The organism is Streptomyces sp. NPDC043685, from assembly GCF_056436585.1.
On record NZ_JBWKCH010000012.1, the window covers coordinates 284,907 to 302,655 of the forward strand.

At 70.6% G+C, this 17,749-nt stretch carries 13 protein-coding genes and 1 pseudogene; 8 read left to right on the plus strand and 6 right to left on the minus strand.

Annotated features, from left to right (window positions below; genetic code table 11):
• From AC0665_RS33915 to AC0665_RS33930, 4 genes and pseudogenes are all read right to left on the minus strand, one after another.
• Window positions 1-1,854: an ABC transporter substrate-binding protein gene (locus tag AC0665_RS33915; RefSeq protein ID WP_478706485.1), complete on the minus strand. Its 1,854-nt coding sequence runs from the start codon at window positions 1,852-1,854 to the stop codon at window positions 1-3.
• A gap of 296 nt (window positions 1,855-2,150) precedes the next feature.
• Complete coding sequence (locus tag AC0665_RS33920) at window positions 2,151-4,979, minus strand: MinD/ParA family ATP-binding protein (protein WP_478706491.1); 2,829 nt, start codon at window positions 4,977-4,979, stop codon at window positions 2,151-2,153.
• 1,044 nt (window positions 4,980-6,023) lie between these two features.
• Window positions 6,024-6,557, minus strand: a pseudogene (locus tag AC0665_RS33925) (SCO5717 family growth-regulating ATPase); the annotation flags it as partial.
• Between the two features lie 59 nt (window positions 6,558-6,616).
• Window positions 6,617-6,913, minus strand: coding sequence for a DUF397 domain-containing protein (locus AC0665_RS33930; RefSeq protein WP_478609173.1), 297 nt, complete (start codon window positions 6,911-6,913; stop codon window positions 6,617-6,619).
• Between the two features lie 266 nt (window positions 6,914-7,179).
• Between AC0665_RS33930 and rpsO the strand changes: the two genes are divergently transcribed.
• From rpsO to AC0665_RS33955, 5 genes are all read left to right on the plus strand, one after another.
• A complete protein-coding gene (gene rpsO / locus AC0665_RS33935; RefSeq protein WP_015657483.1) occupies window positions 7,180-7,467 on the plus strand; it encodes a 30S ribosomal protein S15 in 288 nt (95 codons plus the stop codon).
• Window positions 7,468-7,754: 287 nt separating this feature from the next.
• Window positions 7,755-9,971 carry a polyribonucleotide nucleotidyltransferase gene (locus tag AC0665_RS33940; protein ID WP_468412813.1) on the plus strand — a complete coding sequence of 739 codons (2,217 nt, stop codon included), beginning with the start codon at window positions 7,755-7,757 and terminating at the stop codon, window positions 9,969-9,971.
• Window positions 9,968-11,347 (plus strand): M16 family metallopeptidase, encoded by a 1,380-nt coding sequence (locus AC0665_RS33945; RefSeq protein ID WP_478506964.1) that lies wholly within the window; start codon window positions 9,968-9,970, stop codon window positions 11,345-11,347. The genes AC0665_RS33940 and AC0665_RS33945 overlap by 4 nt, the downstream gene beginning before the upstream one ends.
• 28 nt (window positions 11,348-11,375) lie before the next feature.
• Complete coding sequence (gene dapB / locus AC0665_RS33950) at window positions 11,376-12,128, plus strand: 4-hydroxy-tetrahydrodipicolinate reductase (RefSeq protein WP_468412809.1); 753 nt, start codon at window positions 11,376-11,378, stop codon at window positions 12,126-12,128.
• Between the two features lie 13 nt (window positions 12,129-12,141).
• Window positions 12,142-12,600, plus strand: a complete 459-nt coding sequence (locus tag AC0665_RS33955; protein WP_468412808.1) for a DUF485 domain-containing protein — start codon at window positions 12,142-12,144, stop codon at window positions 12,598-12,600.
• Between the two features lie 73 nt (window positions 12,601-12,673).
• Here AC0665_RS33955 and AC0665_RS33960 read toward each other — a convergent pair whose 3' ends face one another.
• Together AC0665_RS33960 and AC0665_RS33965 are read right to left on the minus strand one after the other, a co-directional pair.
• On the minus strand, window positions 12,674-13,225 hold the full coding sequence (locus AC0665_RS33960) for a hypothetical protein (RefSeq protein WP_478609176.1): 552 nt from the start codon (window positions 13,223-13,225) through the stop codon (window positions 12,674-12,676).
• A 112-nt stretch (window positions 13,226-13,337) separates the two neighbouring features.
• The gene (locus AC0665_RS33965; RefSeq protein WP_468412804.1) at window positions 13,338-13,577 is read right to left on the minus strand and encodes a hypothetical protein; all 240 of its coding nucleotides are present in this window, start codon (window positions 13,575-13,577) and stop codon (window positions 13,338-13,340) included.
• Window positions 13,578-13,753: 176 nt separating this feature from the next.
• On the opposite strand from AC0665_RS33965, the gene thyX reads away from it, so the two are divergent.
• The 3 genes from thyX to AC0665_RS33980 all read left to right on the plus strand — a co-directional run bounded on the left by thyX (window position 13,754) and on the right by AC0665_RS33980 (window position 17,454).
• Window positions 13,754-14,494, plus strand: a complete 741-nt coding sequence (gene thyX / locus AC0665_RS33970; RefSeq protein ID WP_478609179.1) for an FAD-dependent thymidylate synthase — start codon at window positions 13,754-13,756, stop codon at window positions 14,492-14,494.
• 209 nt (window positions 14,495-14,703) lie between these two features.
• Complete coding sequence (gene dapA, locus AC0665_RS33975; RefSeq protein ID WP_363118051.1) at window positions 14,704-15,603, plus strand: 4-hydroxy-tetrahydrodipicolinate synthase; 900 nt, start codon at window positions 14,704-14,706, stop codon at window positions 15,601-15,603.
• A 165-nt stretch (window positions 15,604-15,768) separates the two neighbouring features.
• Entirely contained in the window at window positions 15,769-17,454 is a 1,686-nt protein-coding gene (locus AC0665_RS33980) for a ribonuclease J (protein ID WP_366054334.1), read from the plus strand.
• The last annotated feature ends 295 nt before the right edge of the window (window positions 17,455-17,749 follow it).

A 17,749-nucleotide genomic window follows, 5' to 3' on the forward strand; every position in this document is an offset into this window, starting at 1 on the left:
TCACTCGCGTTCCTCGGCGGTGGCCCGCCGCCGCAACGCCGCGAAGACGCCGAGCCCGGCCAGGACCACGACACCCGCGACGATCCCGACCACGACCCCCGTCGACATCGCGTTGTCGGAGGAGTCGCCGGAGTCCGCGGGCACCGCCGACCACCAGCTCCAGTAGCCGTCCTGGCCGTAGATGTTGCCCGCCTTCGCCGGCATCGTCGTGATCGACTTGATCTGGTCCGTCCGGAAGGCCTCGACCGCGTTCGGATACGCCATGACGTTCATGTACCCGAGCTCGTACAGCCGCGACTCCATCTGCTTGACGATGTCCGCCCGTTTGGCGGGGTCGTACTCGGCGAGCTGGCGGGCGTAGAGCTCGTCGTACTTCTTGTCACAGATGAAGTTGTCCGTCGCGCCGGTCTCCTCGGGCGTCGCCGGCAGCGCCCCGCAGGTGTGGATGGACAGCACGAAGTCCGGGTCGGGGTTGACCGACCAGCCGTCGAACGCGAGGTCGTACTTGCCGGCGAGCCAGGGGTCGGTCACGTTGTCCAGGCAGTCGAGCCGGACGCCGATGCCGAGCTCGCCCCACCACTCCTGGAGGTACTTGCCGACCGCCTTGTCGTTCGGGTCGGTGGCGTGGCACAGCACGCGGTAGGTGATCGGCTTGCCGTCCTTGCCGACGCGCTTGCCGTCGCCGTTCCTCTTGTACCCGGCCCGGTCGAGCAGCCGGGCCGCCTCGGCCGGGTCGTACGCCAGTTTCTGGCGGGCGGAGGGCTTCCAGAAGTACTCCTGGAAGCGCGGCGGGATGTATCCCTCGCCCTCGACGGCGTGGCCCCGGAACACCTTGTCGATGACGGCCTCGCGGTCGACGGCCCGGAACAGCGCGTTGCGCACCCGCTGGTCCAGCAGGGAGGGGTGGCCGTCGCCGAACTTCTCGCCGTTCTTCGCCTTCGCGCCCGGGTTGGTGGCCAGGGCGTAGAAGCGGCGGCCGGGGGCGTCGTTGACCTGGATGTGGTCCGCGCCCTTCAGCGACTCCGCCTGCGCGGGCGTCAGGGACGGCGACCCGGCGACGAACGAGACCTCGCCCTTGCGCAGCGCCGACACGGCCGCGTCCTGGTCCTTGTAGTAGCGGAAGACCAGCTCGTCGAACTTCGGCGATCCGCGCCAGAAGTCCTTGTTGGCCTTGAGCCGGACATAGCTGTCGGCCTTGTAGCCGCTCAGCACGAACGGCCCGTTCCCGACGACGGGGAAGTCCTTGTCGTTGTTGAACTCGGAGAAGTCGGAGACCTTCTCCCACACGTGCTTCGGCACGATCGGCACGTCCAGCGCGGTCATCGTGGCCTGGGGCTTCTTCAGCTCGATGACCAGCTTGGTGGGGCTCGGGGCCGTCACCTTGCGGAAGTTCCCGACGTAACTGCCGTTCGCCGTCGCCGCGCCGGTGTCGGTCATCATCTTGTTGAACGTCCAGGCCGCGTCCTCGGCGGTGGCCTGTCGGCCGTCCGACCACGTGGAGTTGTCGCGGATCGTGTAAGTCCAGGTCAGCTTGTCCGCCGACGGCTCCCACTTGGTGGCCAGACCCGGGATGGCGTGGTTGTCCTTGGGGTCGTAGTTGGTCAGGTACTCATACATGAGCCGGTGGATGCTCGTGCTGAGCAGCCGGACCGCGAGGAACGGGCTGAGCGAGTCCACGCTCTGCGCCACCGCGACGGTCAGCACCTTCCTGCCGTCGTCGGCCGCCCGGGCCTGCCGGGGCGCCGGGTCGAGCGGGGTGGCGAGGCCGGCGGTGAGGGTGAGCGCGGCGGCCCCGGCCAGGGCGACGAGCCGGAGGCCGTGCGGGAGGCTGCGTTTCTGATCGTTCGTGCCCATGGTCGGACCTCGCGTCATCGCTCGGACGGGAAGGACGGGTTGATCAGCTGTCAGATGCGTGTTGTGTGTGTACCAGCGGCCGTCTCCACCCGTCAACGGCGTGTCCACCCCTTGTGGCCTGCGGAAATAACGAATTGGCGAGCTTTTCGCGCCCATTGGTCGAGACCACTGACGCGCCGCTGGCCAGGGCCTGGCAACGAATTTCGCCCCGGAACGCGCCGAGGCCCGCGCCGAGTCGGAACGGCGCGGGCCCGAAGAGGACCGGCCCCTCGAAAGGGGCCGATCGGGTGAGGCGGTTACTGCGTCGGGGGCGGGGGCGGCGGGGTCTGCCCGTCGGACTGGGGGTAGCCGTAGCCGGGCTGCGGAGGAGCGGCCGGGGGCTGTCCGTCGGGCTGGGGGTAGCCGTAGCCGGGTTGCGGGGGAGCGGCCGGGGGCTGCCCGGGCATGGGGTACGGCTGACCCGGGTGCGCCGACGGCTGCCCGGGCTGCGGAGCCGGCTGCGGACCGGGCTGTCCCGGCTGCGGGTGGGGCTGCGGGACGCCGGCCTGCGGGTAGGGCTGCCCGGGCTGGGCCGGGGGCTGTCCCGGCTGGGCGTAGGGCTGGCCGGGCTGCGGATACGGCTGCCCGGGCTGGGCGTACGGCTGGCCGGGCTGCGGCTGCGGCTGCTGTGGGTACGGGCCCGGCTGGCCGGGAGCCGGCTGCTGCTGGCCGGGGTACGGGGGCTGCCCCGGCTGGGCGTACGGCTGACCGGGCACGGGCTGACCGGGCACGTGCTGCCCCGGCATGGCCTGACCGGGCACGGCCTGGCCCGGCAGCGGCGGGGCCGCGACCGGCGGCGGGTTTCCGTCCGAGGTCCACAGGCCGTGCGACTGCTGATGGCGGACGAAGTCCTCGGCGACCATGGCCGCGAGATTGAAGTACGCCTCGCGCACCTTCGGCCGCATCATGTCGAGGTCGACCTCGGCACCGGCGGCGAGGTGCTCGTCGAACGGCACGACGATGACGCCCCGGCAGCGCGTCTCGAAGTGCGTCACGATGTCCTCGACCTTGATCATCTTGCCCGTCTCGCGGACCCCGGAGATGACCGTGATGGACCGCGAGACGAGGTCGGCGTACCCGTGAGCGGACAGCCAGTCCAGGGTCGTGCTCGCACTGCTCGCCCCGTCCACGGACGGCGTCGAGATGATGATGAGCTGGTCGGCGAGGTCCAGCACACCGCGCATGGCGCTGTAGAGCAGACCGGTACCGGAGTCGGTGAGGATCACCGGGTACTGCTTGCCCAGCACGTCGATAGCGCGCCGGTAGTCCTCGTCGTTGAAGGTCGTGGACACGGCCGGGTCCACGTCGTTGGCGATGATCTCCAGACCGGAGGGCGCCTGCGAGGTGAACCGGCGGATGTCCATGTACGAGTTGAGGTACGGGATCGCCTGGACGAGGTCCCGGATGGTGGCGCCGGTCTCCCGCCGCACCCGGCGCCCGAGGGTGCCCGCGTCCGGGTTGGCGTCGATCGCGAGGATCTTGTCCTGCCGCTCGGTGGCGAGCGTGGAGCCCAGCGCGGTGGTCGTGGTCGTCTTGCCGACACCGCCCTTGAGGCTGATCACCGCGATCCGGTAGCAGGACAGCACGGGTGTGCGGATCAGGTCGAGCTTCCGCTGCCGCTCGGCCTCCTCCTTCTTCCCACCGATCTTGAACCGGCCGCCACCGGCCACCGGACGGCTGCTCTTCGCCTTCTGCTTCTTGCTGTTGAGCAGCCGGTCGGACGACAGCTCCACGGCGGCGGTGTAACCGAGCGGCGCGGCACCGGGGTTGGTCGGCTGCCGCTGGTCGTGCTGCATGGGCTGCGGCCAGGCGGCCCCGGTACGGGGGTCCACGGGCTGCGGAGGCTGACCGGGCTGACCCGGGTGCCCCGGCTGACCGGGCTGTGCGGCGTGCGGGGGCTGTGCCCCGGGCTGCGGCTGGGCCTGCGGGGGCACGCCGGGGTGCGGCTGCTGGGCGTGCGGCGGGGGGAAGCCGTAACCGCCCTGGGCGTTCGGCACGCCCTGCTGCGGGAAGCCGTAGCCGTCCTGGGGGCCGGGAGGGGCCGGGGCGGGGGCGTCCGGCTGGGGGAAGCCGTAGCCGTCCTGCGGAGTCGGAGCCGGGGCCGGAGTGGGCGCTGGGGCGGCCGGGGTGCCGGGCTGCTGGGCCGGGGGCTGCTGGGCTACCGGGGCGGAGGCGCCCTGCTGCGGGAAGCCGTACCCGCCCTGCGCGGGGGGCGTGGGTGCGCCGTCCGGTTGCTGGGCCGGGGGCTGCGGCTGCGGCTGCGGCTGTGCAGGGACACCGGGGTGCGGGAAGCCGTAACCGCCCTGGGCATCCGGGGCGGCCGGGGGCTGAACCCCCGGGTGCGGGAAGCCGTAGCCGGGCTGCGGTGCGGGCTGGGCGGGCGGCTGGTTCCACGCGGCGGGCGCGGGCTGCGGCGCCTGCGGGTGGAACGGCGGCTGCTGGCCCGGAACCGAGGGCTGCGGCTGCACGGGCTGCTGGCCCTGCGCCGCCGTCGGCTGCGGCAGGCCGGGCGCGTTCGGGTCCGCGGGCTGTACATGCGGCTGTGCCTGCGGCTGCTGCTGCGGCTGTGCGGGCCACTGGTTGGCGGGCGTCGGGGCGGCAGGCTGGTACGACGGAGGCAGCGGCGGAACGCCCTGGGGGAACGGGGGGACCGAGCCGGACGGCGTGTGTTGCGAGGTCTCGGGCGCCGGGGCGGCCGGTACGGCGTCCTGCGGCTCGCTCTCGGTGGTCGCGAGGTCGGCGGGGGGCGCGTCGGCGGGCTCGGGGGCATCCGCCACCACGTCCTCAGGCCCCTGCTCGGCGTTGGCCGGTACGGCGTCCTCAGGCTCGGGCCGGACGTCACCGGGCTGGACGTCACCGGGCTGGACGTCGTCGGGCTCGTCGGCGTCCGACGAGGCGTCCTGCGAGCCGGCCTCCACGGACGCGGCGTTCTCCGCCTCGGCGTCCGCAGGCTCGGCATCCCTGAGCTCGGGCTCCGTGGGCTCCGTTTCCTCCGCGCGGGCGTCGTCGGCGGGCGCCCCGTCCTGGTCCTCGGCGCCGTCGGACTCGCTGTCGCCGACCGCGACGACAGGCGGCTCGATGACCACGGGCGCGATGTCCTCGCCCGCCGGCCGGGTTTCCTCCGGCTCGGCTTCCTCGTCCGTCGGCACCTCCACGAAGGCGTCCGCGTCAAGCGCGTATTCCGAGACCGCGTCGGAGTCGTCGTCGGCCTCCGCGTCGAGGCCGTGCTCCGGTGCGTCATCGGCGCGGACCTCGTCGCCGGTCTCGTCAGCGGCCTCCGCCTCGACGTCACCCTCGCCTTGGGCACCCGCCCCCTCAGGGGCATCGGGAGTGCCGGGCACCTCGGACGGGGGAACCGCCTCCGCGGCGGCCCGCTCCTCGATCTCGCGCTTCAGGGCGACGGCGGAGAAACGCATGGTGGCACCGCTCTCCAGGTCACCGTTCCCGGCATCCGCCTCCTCGGCGACCGGGGCGGCAGGAGGCGCGGAGGGAGCAGGCGGAGCAGCGGGAGTGGCCGAAACCTCCGGAACCTCCGGCGTGACCGGGGCCGCCTGCGGCGGAGTCGGCGGAGTCCACTGGCCCTGGTACCCGCTCACGGGGATGTTCGGCACGGCCGCAGGAGAGGCCCCACCGCCCGCCGGGGCCTCGGGCTGCCCCTGCGGCTGTGCTCCGGGCTGCGGCGCCTGCGGCTCGAAGCCGCTGCCCATCGGAAGCCGCGGCACGGCGGAGGGACTCTGCGAGGAAGGCGCGGGCGGGGCCGGCGGCGCGAAGGGCGCACCGGGCGCGGGCGCCGGGGGCGTGAACGGAGCACCCGGAGCGGGCGCCGGCGCGGGAGGAGTGAAGGGCGCCCCGGGCGCCGGAGCCGGTGCGGAGCTCTGCCCCGGCAGGGACGTCGGAAGAGACGAGGGTCCCCCGGAAGGGTTGGCGTGCGGCGGCGGAGTGAGCCCGGGCAGCGGCGGCATCGGCCCCTTCGGCACGGTGGAACCTCCAGGCGTCCCGGCAGCTCCAGCTGCCCCGGAGCTCCCGGGCGCAGGGGAAGCCCCCGGCCCGGAACCGGGCGCCCCCGAAGCACTGGAATCCGCGGACGCTCCTGCCCCCTGCCCCGAGGACGAACTCCCCGAGGCGTTCTGCGTGTACCAGGCGGGCGGCGCGTAGTCGATGGTGAACTCGCCCGTCACCTCTGCCGCGGACTCCGCGTCGGGCTGGTCATCGCCGGGTGTCGCCCAGCCCCCGCGGATCCCGTCCCGATCGCTGCTCACAGTGTTCCTCCTGGTGTGGTCGAGCACCCTCGTGCCGTGCTGGGGCGACCCTTGCTTGTCGTCCGACGTCGTGCGAAGTCGTGCGAAGTCGTTTGAGGCGTAACAGGGTCGTCCGAGGGCGTCCGCTCCACAGGCTCCCCCGCCTTCCCCCTGGGACGCCGACGCCTGCCACGGTTCCGACGGCGTGCCCCGTCCCAGCCTAATCACCACAAGCCCCGTCCCGGCAGGCCCGTCCACCCCCGAGCAGCTGTCCGTCGCGTCACAACCTGCCCAGAAGGTGCCCGGAAGTGACGTATACGGCACGTACTTTGGTGAACAAACAGGGCGATAAACGTGAAGAACCGTGAACCGCCTTGCCGCGCAGCGGCTTTGAGGGCATGAGGCCGCAGTTGCCGTGCGGCGCACGAGACATACGAAGAGGGGCGGCCGTCCACCGGCTCACCCCTCGTCGTCCATAGCGCCGCCTACTGCCCGGCTGCGAGTCCTCCGTCGCGTGCCCCCGGCTCGAGATCGAACTCCCCGTCCCGCGCCCCCAGCACGAACGCCCGCCACTCCGCCTCCGTGTAGCGCAGCACCGTCCCCGGGTCGAGCGACGACCGCATCGCCACGGCCCCCTCGGGCAGGTAGGCGATCTCGACCCGCTCCTCGTGGTCCTCGGTGCCCGGCGCGCTGTGCCACTCGACACCGGAGATGTCGAGGGCGTAGAGCTCGTCCCGCTCCCGCTCCTTGCGTGCCTTGATCTCCTCAGCCGTCTCCGCCATGCCGCAGCGACCCCTTCCCGACGTACGAACGATCCGAATCTGCTCACCCTAGTGGCCCCCTCCGCCCCGGCCGGGCGGTTCACGGGACCAGGGCAAAGAGGACCCGGACCGCCTGGTACCCTGGTGAACGGCCGTTTGTGTACGCACCCCCGGAGCGCCGCTCTGGAGGCCGCGCTCAGCGGATCCCCGCCTCCCGAGTAACGGAAGCTCCCCCGAGACCAAGACCGGGGGCACTCGGTGGCCATCACAGACTACGAGGAGTACGCGTGCCGCTCGACGCCGCTACGAAGAAGCAGATCATCAGCGAGTTCGGTCAGAAGGAGGGCGACACCGGCTCCCCCGAGGTCCAGGTCGCCATGCTCTCGCGCCGGATCTCGGACCTGACCGAGCACCTCAAGACCCACAAGCACGACCACCACTCCCGCCGTGGTCTGCTGATCCTCGTGGGTCAGCGTCGCCGCCTTCTCCAGTACCTGGCGAAGAAGGACATCCAGCGCTTCCGCGCGCTGGTCGACCGCCTCGGCATCCGCCGCGGTGCGGCGGGCGCCAAGTAAGACGCCGTGAGGGGAGCGGTTCCCGAAGGAAAGGGGACCGCTCCCTTTGCTGTACGTGCGGAGTGTCACCACTGCTTTGTAGTGTGGTAGCACAACGCAATACGGACGACACAGCACGACAAGAAGAGGAGAGGCGCACCCAGCCGCCGCCGGTCCTCGGTAGTGGCCCCCGGGGGAAGCGAGCCCGGGTGCTTCGATCGAAGACCGGCCCGCACAGCCCGGCGCGCTTCTCCGCAACCGTCTCCCCGCCACACGGGCCGGGAGACGAGGACGAGGAGACATCACTAGTGGAGAACGAGACCCACTACGCCGAGGCCGTCATCGACAATGGCGCCTTCGGCACCCGCACCATCCGCTTCGAGACGGGCCGCCTGGCCAAGCAGGCCGCCGGCTCCGCCGTGGCGTACCTGGACGACGACACCATGGTGCTGTCGGCCACCACCGCCTCCAAGAACCCCAAGGACCAGCTCGACTTCTTCCCCCTCACGGTGGACGTCGAGGAGCGGATGTACGCCGCCGGCAAGATCCCCGGCAGCTTCTTCCGCCGTGAGGGCCGCCCCTCCGAGGACGCGATCCTCACCTGCCGCCTGATCGACCGCCCGCTGCGCCCCTCCTTCAAGAAGGGCCTGCGCAACGAGATCCAGGTCGTCGCCACGATCATGGCGCTCAACCCCGACCACCTGTACGACGTCGTCGCGATCAACGCGGCCTCCGCGTCCACGCAGCTGGCCGGCCTGCCCTTCTCCGGTCCGATCGGCGGCGTCCGCGTCGCGCTGATCAACAACCAGTGGGTGGCCTTCCCGACGCACTCCGAGCTCGAGGACGCCGTCTTCGACATGGTCGTCGCGGGCCGCACCCTGGAGGACGGCGACGTCGCGATCATGATGGTCGAGGCCGAGGCCACCGAGAAGACCATCCAGCTGGTCAAGGGCGGTGCCGAGGCGCCGACCGAAGAGGTCGTCGCCGCCGGTCTGGAAGCCGCGAAGCCCTTCATCAAGGTGCTCTGCAAGGCCCAGGCCGACCTCGCCGCCAAGGCCGCCAAGCCCACCGGCGAGTTCCCGATCTTCCTCGACTACCAGGACGACGTCCTGGAGGCGCTCACCGCGGCGGTCAAGCCCGAGCTGGCCCAGGCGCTCACCATCGCCGCCAAGCAGGAGCGCGAGGCCGAGCTGGACCGCGTCAAGCAGCTCGCCGCCGAGAAGCTCCTGCCGGAGTTCGAGGGCCGCGAGAAGGAGATCTCCGCCGCGTACCGCTCGCTGACCAAGTCCCTGGTCCGTGAGCGCGTCATCAAGGAGAAGAAGCGCATCGACGGCCGCGGCGTCACGGACATCCGTACGCTCGCCGCCGAGGTCGAGGCCATCCCGCGTGTGCACGGCTCCGCCGTGTTCGAGCGTGGCGAGACCCAGATCCTGGGCGTCACCACCCTCAACATGCTCCGCATGGAGCAGCAGCTGGACACCCTCTCCCCGGTGACCCGCAAGCGCTACATGCACAACTACAACTTCCCGCCGTACTCCACCGGCGAGACCGGCCGCGTCGGCTCCCCGAAGCGCCGCGAGATCGGCCACGGCGCCCTCGCCGAGCGCGCCCTCGTCCCGGTCCTGCCGACGCGCGAGGAGTTCCCCTACGCGATCCGCCAGGTCTCCGAGGCGCTGAGCTCCAACGGCTCGACGTCCATGGGCTCGGTCTGCGCCTCCACCATGTCGCTGCTGAACGCCGGTGTGCCGCTGAAGGCCCCCGTCGCCGGTATCGCCATGGGCCTGATCTCCCAGGAGATCGAGGGGGAGACGCACTACGTCACCCTCACCGACATCCTCGGTGCGGAGGACGCCTTCGGCGACATGGACTTCAAGGTCGCCGGCACCAAGGAGTTCGTCACCGCCCTCCAGCTCGACACCAAGCTGGACGGCATCCCCGCCTCCGTCCTGGCCGCGGCCCTCAAGCAGGCCCGTGACGCCCGCCTCCACATCCTCGACGTGATGATGGAAGCGATCGACACGCCGGACGAGATGTCCCCGAACGCCCCGCGGATCATCACCGTCAAGATCCCCGTGGACAAGATCGGTGAGGTCATCGGCCCCAAGGGCAAGATGATCAACCAGATCCAGGAGGACACCGGCGCCGACATCACGATCGAGGACGACGGCACCATCTACATCGGCGCGGTCGACGGACCGTCCGCCGAGGCCGCCCGCACCACGATCAACGGCATCGCCAACCCGACCATGCCGGAGGTCGGCGAGCGCTACCTGGGCACGGTCGTGAAGACGACCACCTTCGGCGCGTTCGTGTCGCTGCTCCCGGGCAAGGACGGTCTGCTGCACATCTCGCAGATCCGCAAGCTGGCCGGCGGCAAGCGCGTGGAGAACGTCGAAGACGTCCTCGGTGTGGGCCACAAGGTCCAGGTCGAGATCGCCGAGATCGACTCCCGCGGCAAGCTCTCCCTGATCCCGGTCATCGAGGGCGAAGACGGCGACGAGCAGAAGGACGACGGCGACAAGTGACGTCCCGCGGTTTCCAGGCGACGGCCCGCACCTCTTCGGAGGCGCGGGCCGTCGCCCGTACCCAAACCCTCATCAAGGGCGAGAACGGCATCGGCACGGTCCGTAAGACCACCCTCCCCGGCGGCCTGCGCATCGTCACCGAAACCCTGCCCTCGGTCCGCTCCGCGACCTTCGGTATCTGGGCGCACGTCGGCTCCCGCGACGAGACCCCGGCGCTGAACGGCGCCACGCACTACCTGGAGCACCTGCTCTTCAAGGGCACCGGCCGCAGGTCCGCCCTGGACATCTCCTCCGCGCTGGACGCGGTCGGCGGCGAGATGAACGCCTTCACGGCGAAGGAGTACACGTGCTACTACGCACGCGTGCTCGACAGCGACCTGCCGCTGGCCATCGACGTGGTCTGCGACATGCTGACCGGCTCGCTCATCCGCGAGGAGGACGTCGACGTCGAGCGCGGCGCCATCCTCGAAGAGATCGCCATGACCGAGGACGACCCGGGCGACTGCGTGCACGACCTGTTCGCGCACACGATGTTCGGCGACAACGCCCTCGGCCGCCCGGTCCTCGGCACGGTCGACACGGTCAACGCCCTCACCGCCGACCGCATCCGCCGCTTCTACAAGAAGCACTACGACCCCACCCACCTGGTCGTCGCCTGCGCCGGCAACATCGACCACGCCAAGGTCGTACGGCAGGTCCGCGCGGCCTTCGACAAGGCCGGTGCCTTCAAGGACCTCACCGCCGACCCGGTCGCCCCGCGCGGCGGCAAGCGAGCCCTGCGCACGGCGGGCAAGGTGGAGCTGGTGGGCCGCAAGACCGAGCAGGCGCACGTCGTGCTCGGCATGCCGGGCCTGTCCCGCACCGACGAGCGGCGCTGGGCCCTCGGCGTGCTGAACACCGCCCTCGGCGGCGGCATGTCCTCCCGGCTGTTCCAGGAGGTGCGCGAGAAGCGCGGCCTGGCCTACAGCGTGTACTCCTACACCTCGGGCTTCGCCGACTGCGGCCTGTTCGGCGTGTACGCGGGCTGCCGCCCGTCACAGGTGCACGACGTGCTCAAGATCTGCCGCGACGAACTCGACCAGGTCGCCGAGCACGGCCTGTCCGACGAGGAGATCGGGCGGGCGATCGGCCAGCTCCAGGGGTCCACGGTCCTCGGCCTGGAGGACACCGGCGCGCTGATGAACCGTATCGGCAAGAGCGAGCTGTGCTGGGGCGAGCAGATGTCCGTCGACGACATGCTCGCCCGGATAACGGCGGTCACCCCGGACGACGTCCGTGAGGTAGCCCGCGAGATCCTGGGACGGCGGCCCTCCCTGTCGGTCATCGGCCCGCTGAAGGACAAACAGGCGGCCCGTCTGCACGACGCCGTCGCCTGACCACCCCCTGGTGAAGGAAGCACAAGAGATGAGCAAGCTGCGCGTGGCGGTCCTCGGCGCCAAGGGCCGGATCGGCTCGGAAGCCGTGCGGGCCGTCGAAGCCGCCGACGACATGGAACTGGTCGCCGCCCTCGGCCGGGGCGACTCGCTGGAGACGCTGACCGACTCCGGAGCCCAGGTCGCGGTCGAACTGACCACGCCCGACTCGGTCATGGCCAACCTCGACTTCTGTGTCGGCCACGGCATCCACGCGGTCGTCGGCACCACCGGCTGGACCGAGGAGCGCCTCGCGCAGCTGAACGGCTGGCTGTCCGCCTCCCCGGAGACGGGCGTGCTCATCGCGCCGAACTTCTCCATCGGGGCCGTCCTCACCATGAAGTTCGCGCAGCTCGCGGCCCCCTATTTCGAGTCCGTCGAGGTCGTCGAGCTGCACCACCCGAACAAGGTGGACGCCCCCTCCGGCACCGCCACCCGCACCGCCCAGCTCATCGCCGAGGCCCGCCGCACCGCCGGCACCGCCCCGGCCCCCGACGCCACGACCACCGCCCTCGACGGTGCCCGCGGCGCCGACGTCGACGGCGTCCCGGTCCACGCCGTCCGGCTGCGCGGTCTGCTCGCCCACCAGGAGGTCCTGCTCGGCGCCGAGGGCGAGACCCTCACCGTCCGGCACGACTCGCTCCACCACAGCAGCTTCATGCCGGGCATCCTGCTCGGCGCCCGTCGCGTGGTGAGCACCCCCGGCCTGACGTTCGGCCTGGAACACTTCCTGGACCTGAACTGAGCCCCTGACCGTCATGCGCGCGAAGCTCACCTACGCCCTCACCGCCGCCGTCCTGGTCGTCTACTTCGTCCTGGTCGGCAGCCGCGGCGTCCTGCTCATCGAGGTCGGCACGCCCCTCACCGTCACCTTCGGTGTCGCCGTGCTGATCCTGCCGGTCATCGGCCTGTGGTTCCTGTGGAAGAACACCCAGTTCGCCCGCAAGGCCAACCGACTCGCCGCCGAACTCGACGCCGAGGGCGGGCTGCCCGTCGACGAGCTGCGGCGCACCCCCGGCGGGCGCATCGACCGCGACTCGGCCGACGAGGTCTTCGCCAAGCGCAAGGCCGAGACGGAGGACGCCCCCGACGACTGGCGCACCTGGTTCCGCCTGGCCGTCGCCTACCACGACGCCCGCGACACCCCGCGGGCCCGCAAGGCGATGCAGCGCGCGATCGCCCTGCACGACGGCAAGCAGCCCGCCGAGACCGCCTGAACCCACCCCACGCATGCCGATGGGGCCGGACCGTGCGACACGGTCCGGCCCCATCGGCACGAGGTCGAGGACGTCAGCGCGGGCCGTACTCGGCGGCCCACGCCTCGACCGAGTCAGCCGCCCGGTCGAAGGCCTCGGTGCGGCCCAGGAAGTCCGCGTTGTGCGTCGTCATCAGCGGCAGCGGACCGGCGGCGTCGCCCTGCCGTCCGAGCAGCAGCGCCTGCCCCTGCACGGTCCGGGGCAGTCCCAGCCAGCGCACCGGCTGCTGCACCGTGCGCACGGAGACGACCTGCTCCCAGGACGCCGTACGCGTCGTGAGGAAACCCACGTGCCGCACCCCGCGCGCGCTGACCCACACGCCCACGCGCAGCAACCGCAGCGCCGCGGCGATGACGAGCAGCGCGAGGCCGAACACCACCGCCGCCGAAGCCAGTTGAGCCGTCACGGCGATGATGACCGCCGCGAACAGCACGAACGAGGCGAGCAGCAGCGCGAGCGCCGCCGTCGCGACGCGGTACGGCCCGGGCCGGTACGGCCGCCGCCAGAGGTCACGGTCTTCGTAGGGCAGCGGAACGTCGTCCGCCGCCTCGAAAACGCGGTCGGCCGTCAGGAAGGGCAGGGGCACGGCGGGTCCTCACTCGATCCATGCGTGGGCTGTGCCCGGTGAGGCTACCGATCTGTGTCCCCGGTCACCACTGGCGGGGGGCCGGATGGAGTCACCGCGGGTGCGGCGCGGTTCAGCGGCTCTCGGACGCCTGCGACTGCTGAGGCTGATCAGCCGTCTTGGCGGGCGTCAGCGCGGGCGTCCCGATGACCAGGGACCCCACGAGGCCCGCCACGATGGTGAGGCCCAGCAGCCAACGGCCGGCCAGCTGACCGACGGACGACCGCTCGGGCGGTGGGGGAGTGACATTGCTGCGGAACCTGTCGGCCTCGGCGACGAAGGCAAACGGTACGGGTTCACGCCGACCGAACATCAGGGGTGCGTCTCCTTCGAGGGTGGAACGGATCACTTTCGTCTGTAGAGACGAACGAACTCCCTCAGAGGTGCCCTGTTTCACCGACTTCATTGCGGCACGCCACCGATCGTGCCGAATCGGCCGCGCCGTAGAGTGGCGTCGCCACACGACGAGATGGGAAGGCCCTGCCAACCGTGACCGACACCCCCGCCGACGACCTCAAGCCCAGCTTCCGCAGCGACGTCACCGTCGAGCTGGTCAAGCACACCGCGTCCGACGCGGACGTCCTCTTCGCCGCCCGCGTCTCGACCCTCGGCGAGCAGTCCCTGGACGAGCTGAAGAAGGACCCCGAGCGCTCCAAGGGCCTGATCAACTATCTGATGCGGGACCGGCACGGCAGCCCCTTCGAGCACAACTCTATGACCTTCCTGGTCAGCGCCCCGATCTTCGTCTTCCGCGAGTTCATGCGGCACCGCGTCGGCTGGTCGTACAACGAGGAGAGCGGCCGTTACCGCGAGCTCCAGCCCGTCTTCTACGTCCCGGACGAGTCCCGCAAGCTGGTCCAGGAGGGCCGCCCGGGCAAGTACGTCTTCGTCGAGGGCACCCAGGCCCAGCAGGAGCTGACCGGCCGTGTCATGGAGGACTCGTACCGCCAGGCGTACGAGGCCTACCAGGAGATGCTGGCCGCCGGCGTCGCCCGCGAGGTAGCCCGTTCGGTCCTGCCGGTCGGCCTGTACTCCTCGATGTACGCCACCTGCAACGCCCGCTCGCTGATGCACTTCCTCGGCCTGCGCACCCAGCACGAGCTGGCCAAGGTGCCGTCCTTCCCGCAGCGCGAGATCGAGATGGTCGGCGAGAAGATGGAGGCCGAGTGGGCCCGCCTCATGCCGCTCACCTACGCCGCCTTCAACGCGAACGGACGCGTGGCGCCGTAGTGCGCCCCGAGCCTGGTCAGGTACAGATGTGCGGTTCAGCCGCACGAAGTGTCCGTATTGCGGCATTTAGAGAAGTTCATCTAGCCTGATCAAACGGGTCCGGCACTGCTTGAACCCCCGAGCAGGCAGTGCCGGGCTCCACCTATGTCATGACTTGCCGCCCGCCCCGCGGGCAGACCCGGTCCTGAGCAACGAGTAGCGTGTAACCCATGGCTCCGACCTCGACTCCGCAGACCCCCTTCGGGCGGGTCCTCACCGCCATGGTCACGCCCTTCACGGCGGACGGCGCACTCGACCTCGACGGCGCTCAGCGACTCGCCACCCACCTGGTGGACGCAGGCAACGACGGCCTGGTCATCAACGGCACCACCGGCGAGTCCCCGACCACCAGCGACGCGGAGAAAGCGGATCTCGTACGGGCGGTCCTGGAAGCGGTCGGAGACCGGGCCCACGTGGTGGCCGGAGTCGGCACCAACGACACCCACCACAGCATCGAGCTCGCCCGCGCGGCCGAGCGCACCGGCGCACACGGCCTGCTCGTGGTGACCCCGTACTACAACAAGCCCCCGCAAGAAGGCCTCTACCGGCACTTCAGGGCCGTCGCCGACACCACCGGTCTCCCGGTGATGCTCTACGACATCCCCGGCCGCAGCGGCGTCCCGATCAACACCGAGACGCTCGTCCGCCTCGCCGAGCACCCGCGGATCGTCGCCAACAAGGACGCCAAGGGCGACCTCGGCCGCGCCAGCTGGGCCATCGCCCGCTCCGGCCTGGCCTGGTACTCCGGCGACGACATGCTGAACCTCCCCCTGCTCTCGGTCGGTGCGGTCGGATTCGTCTCGGTCGTCGGCCACGTCGTCACCCCCGAGCTGCGCGCTCTGGTCGAGGCGTACACCTCGGGCGACGTCCAGAAGGCCACCGAGATCCACCAGAAGCTGCTCGCCGTCTACACGGGTATGTTCCGCACCCAGGGCGTGATGACCACCAAGGCGGCGCTCGCCCTGCAGGGACTCCCCGGCGGACCGTTGCGCGCCCCCATGGTCGAATGCGCGCCCGAAGAGATCGAGCAGCTCAAGCTCGATCTCGCAGCCGGCGGGGTACAGCTCTGACAACGGACTTCGCGCGGCTCCCGCGCATTTGCTTCACAACCGAATACTTCACAACCGAATAAGCGGGCCACCGGTGCCCGCACCCCACACACAACTGCTCATGCACGAACGTCACGCGCGCCACGTGCCCCACCGGTACGTGGCGTGTGTGGTGAGGAGAGTCTTTTGAGTCATCCGCATCCCGAACTGCGCACGCCCCCGCCGCTCCCCGAAGGCGGCCTGCGTGTCACCCCGCTCGGCGGGCTCGGCGAGATCGGCCGCAACATGACGGTCTTCGAATACGGCGGCCGTCTCCTGATCGTCGACTGCGGAGTGCTCTTCCCGGAGGAGGAGCAGCCCGGAATCGACCTGATCCTGCCGGACTTCTCGTCCATCAGGGACCGCCTCGACGACATCGAGGGCATCGTGCTCACGCACGGCCACGAGGACCACATCGGCGGTGTCCCCTTCCTCCTGCGCGAGAAGCCGGACATCCCGCTGATCGGCTCCAAGCTGACCCTCGCCCTCATCGAGGCCAAGCTCCAGGAGCACCGCATCCGCCCCTACACCCTCGAGGTGGTGGAGGGGCACCGCGAGCGCATCGGCCCGTTCGACTGCGAGTTCATCGCGGTCAACCACTCCATCCCGGACGCGCTGGCCGTGGCCATCCGCACCCCGGCGGGCATGGTCGTCCACACCGGCGACTTCAAGATGGACCAGCTCCCGCTGGACAGCCGCCTCACGGACCTCCACGCCTTCGCACGTCTGAGCGAGGAGGGCATCGACCTCCTCCTCTCCGACTCGACGAACGCCGAGGTGCCGGGGTTCGTCCCGCCGGAGCGGGAGATCTCCAACGTCCTGCGGCAGGTCTTCGCCGGCGCCCGCAAGCGGATCATCGTCGCGAGCTTCGCCAGCCATGTGCACCGCATCCAGCAGATCCTGGACGCGGCGCACGAGTACGGCCGCCGTGTGGCCTTCGTCGGCCGCTCCATGGTCCGCAACATGGGCATCGCCCGGGACCTGGGCTATCTGAAGGTCCCGCCGGGCCTGGTCGTGGACGTCAAGACGCTCGACGACCTCCCCGACAGCGAGGTGGTCCTGGTCTGCACGGGCTCCCAGGGCGAACCGATGGCGGCCCTGTCCCGCATGGCCAACCGGGACCACCAGATCCGCATCGTCCAGGGCGACACGGTGATCCTGGCGTCGTCCCTCATCCCCGGCAACGAGAACGCGGTCTACCGCGTGATCAACGGCCTCACCCGCTGGGGCGCCAACGTGGTCCACAAGGGCAACGCCAAGGTCCACGTCTCCGGCCACGCCTCCGCGGGCGAGCTGCTGTACTTCTACAACATCTGCCGCCCCAAGAACCTGATGCCGGTGCATGGCGAATGGCGCCATCTGCGCGCCAACGCCGAGCTGGGTGCCCTCACCGGTGTCCCGCACGACCGCATCGTGATCGCCGAGGACGGCGTCGCCGTCGACCTCGTCGAGGGCAAGGCCAAGATCTCCGGCAAGGTCCAGGCGGGCTACGTCTACGTCGACGGCCTCTCGGTCGGCGACGTGGGTGAGCCGGCCCTCAAGGACCGCAGGATTCTCGGTGACGAGGGCATCATCTCGGTCTTCGTGGTCATCGACTCGTCCACGGGGAAGATCACCGGCGGCCCGCACATCCAGGCCCGCGGCTCGGGCATCGAGGACTCCGCCTTCAGCGACGTGGCGCCCAGGATCACGGAGGTGCTCGAACGCTCCGCCCAGGACGGCGTGGTCGAGCCCCACCAGCTCCAGCAGCTCGTGCGCCGCACGCTGGGGAAGTGGGTCTCGGACAACTACCGGCGCCGGCCGATGATCCTGCCCGTCGTGGTGGAGGTCTGACGGACCGTCGGGCCTGGGACCAGGCCAACTGGGAGCGGGGCGCCTCGATTTGCATCGAGGCGCCCCGCTCCACTAGGTTTACAACTCCTCCCGACGGGGCACCCGGGCCACTCAGGCTCCAGGGACCATGCCCAGCCGGGGAGGAAAATCCGACTCAGAACTTCTGATAAAGTCGGAACCGCCGGAAAGGGAAACGCGAAAGCGAGAACCTGGAAAGCACCGAGGAAATCGGATCGGAAAGATCTGATAGAGTCGGAAACGCAAGACCGAAGGGAAGCCCGGAGGAAAGCCCGAG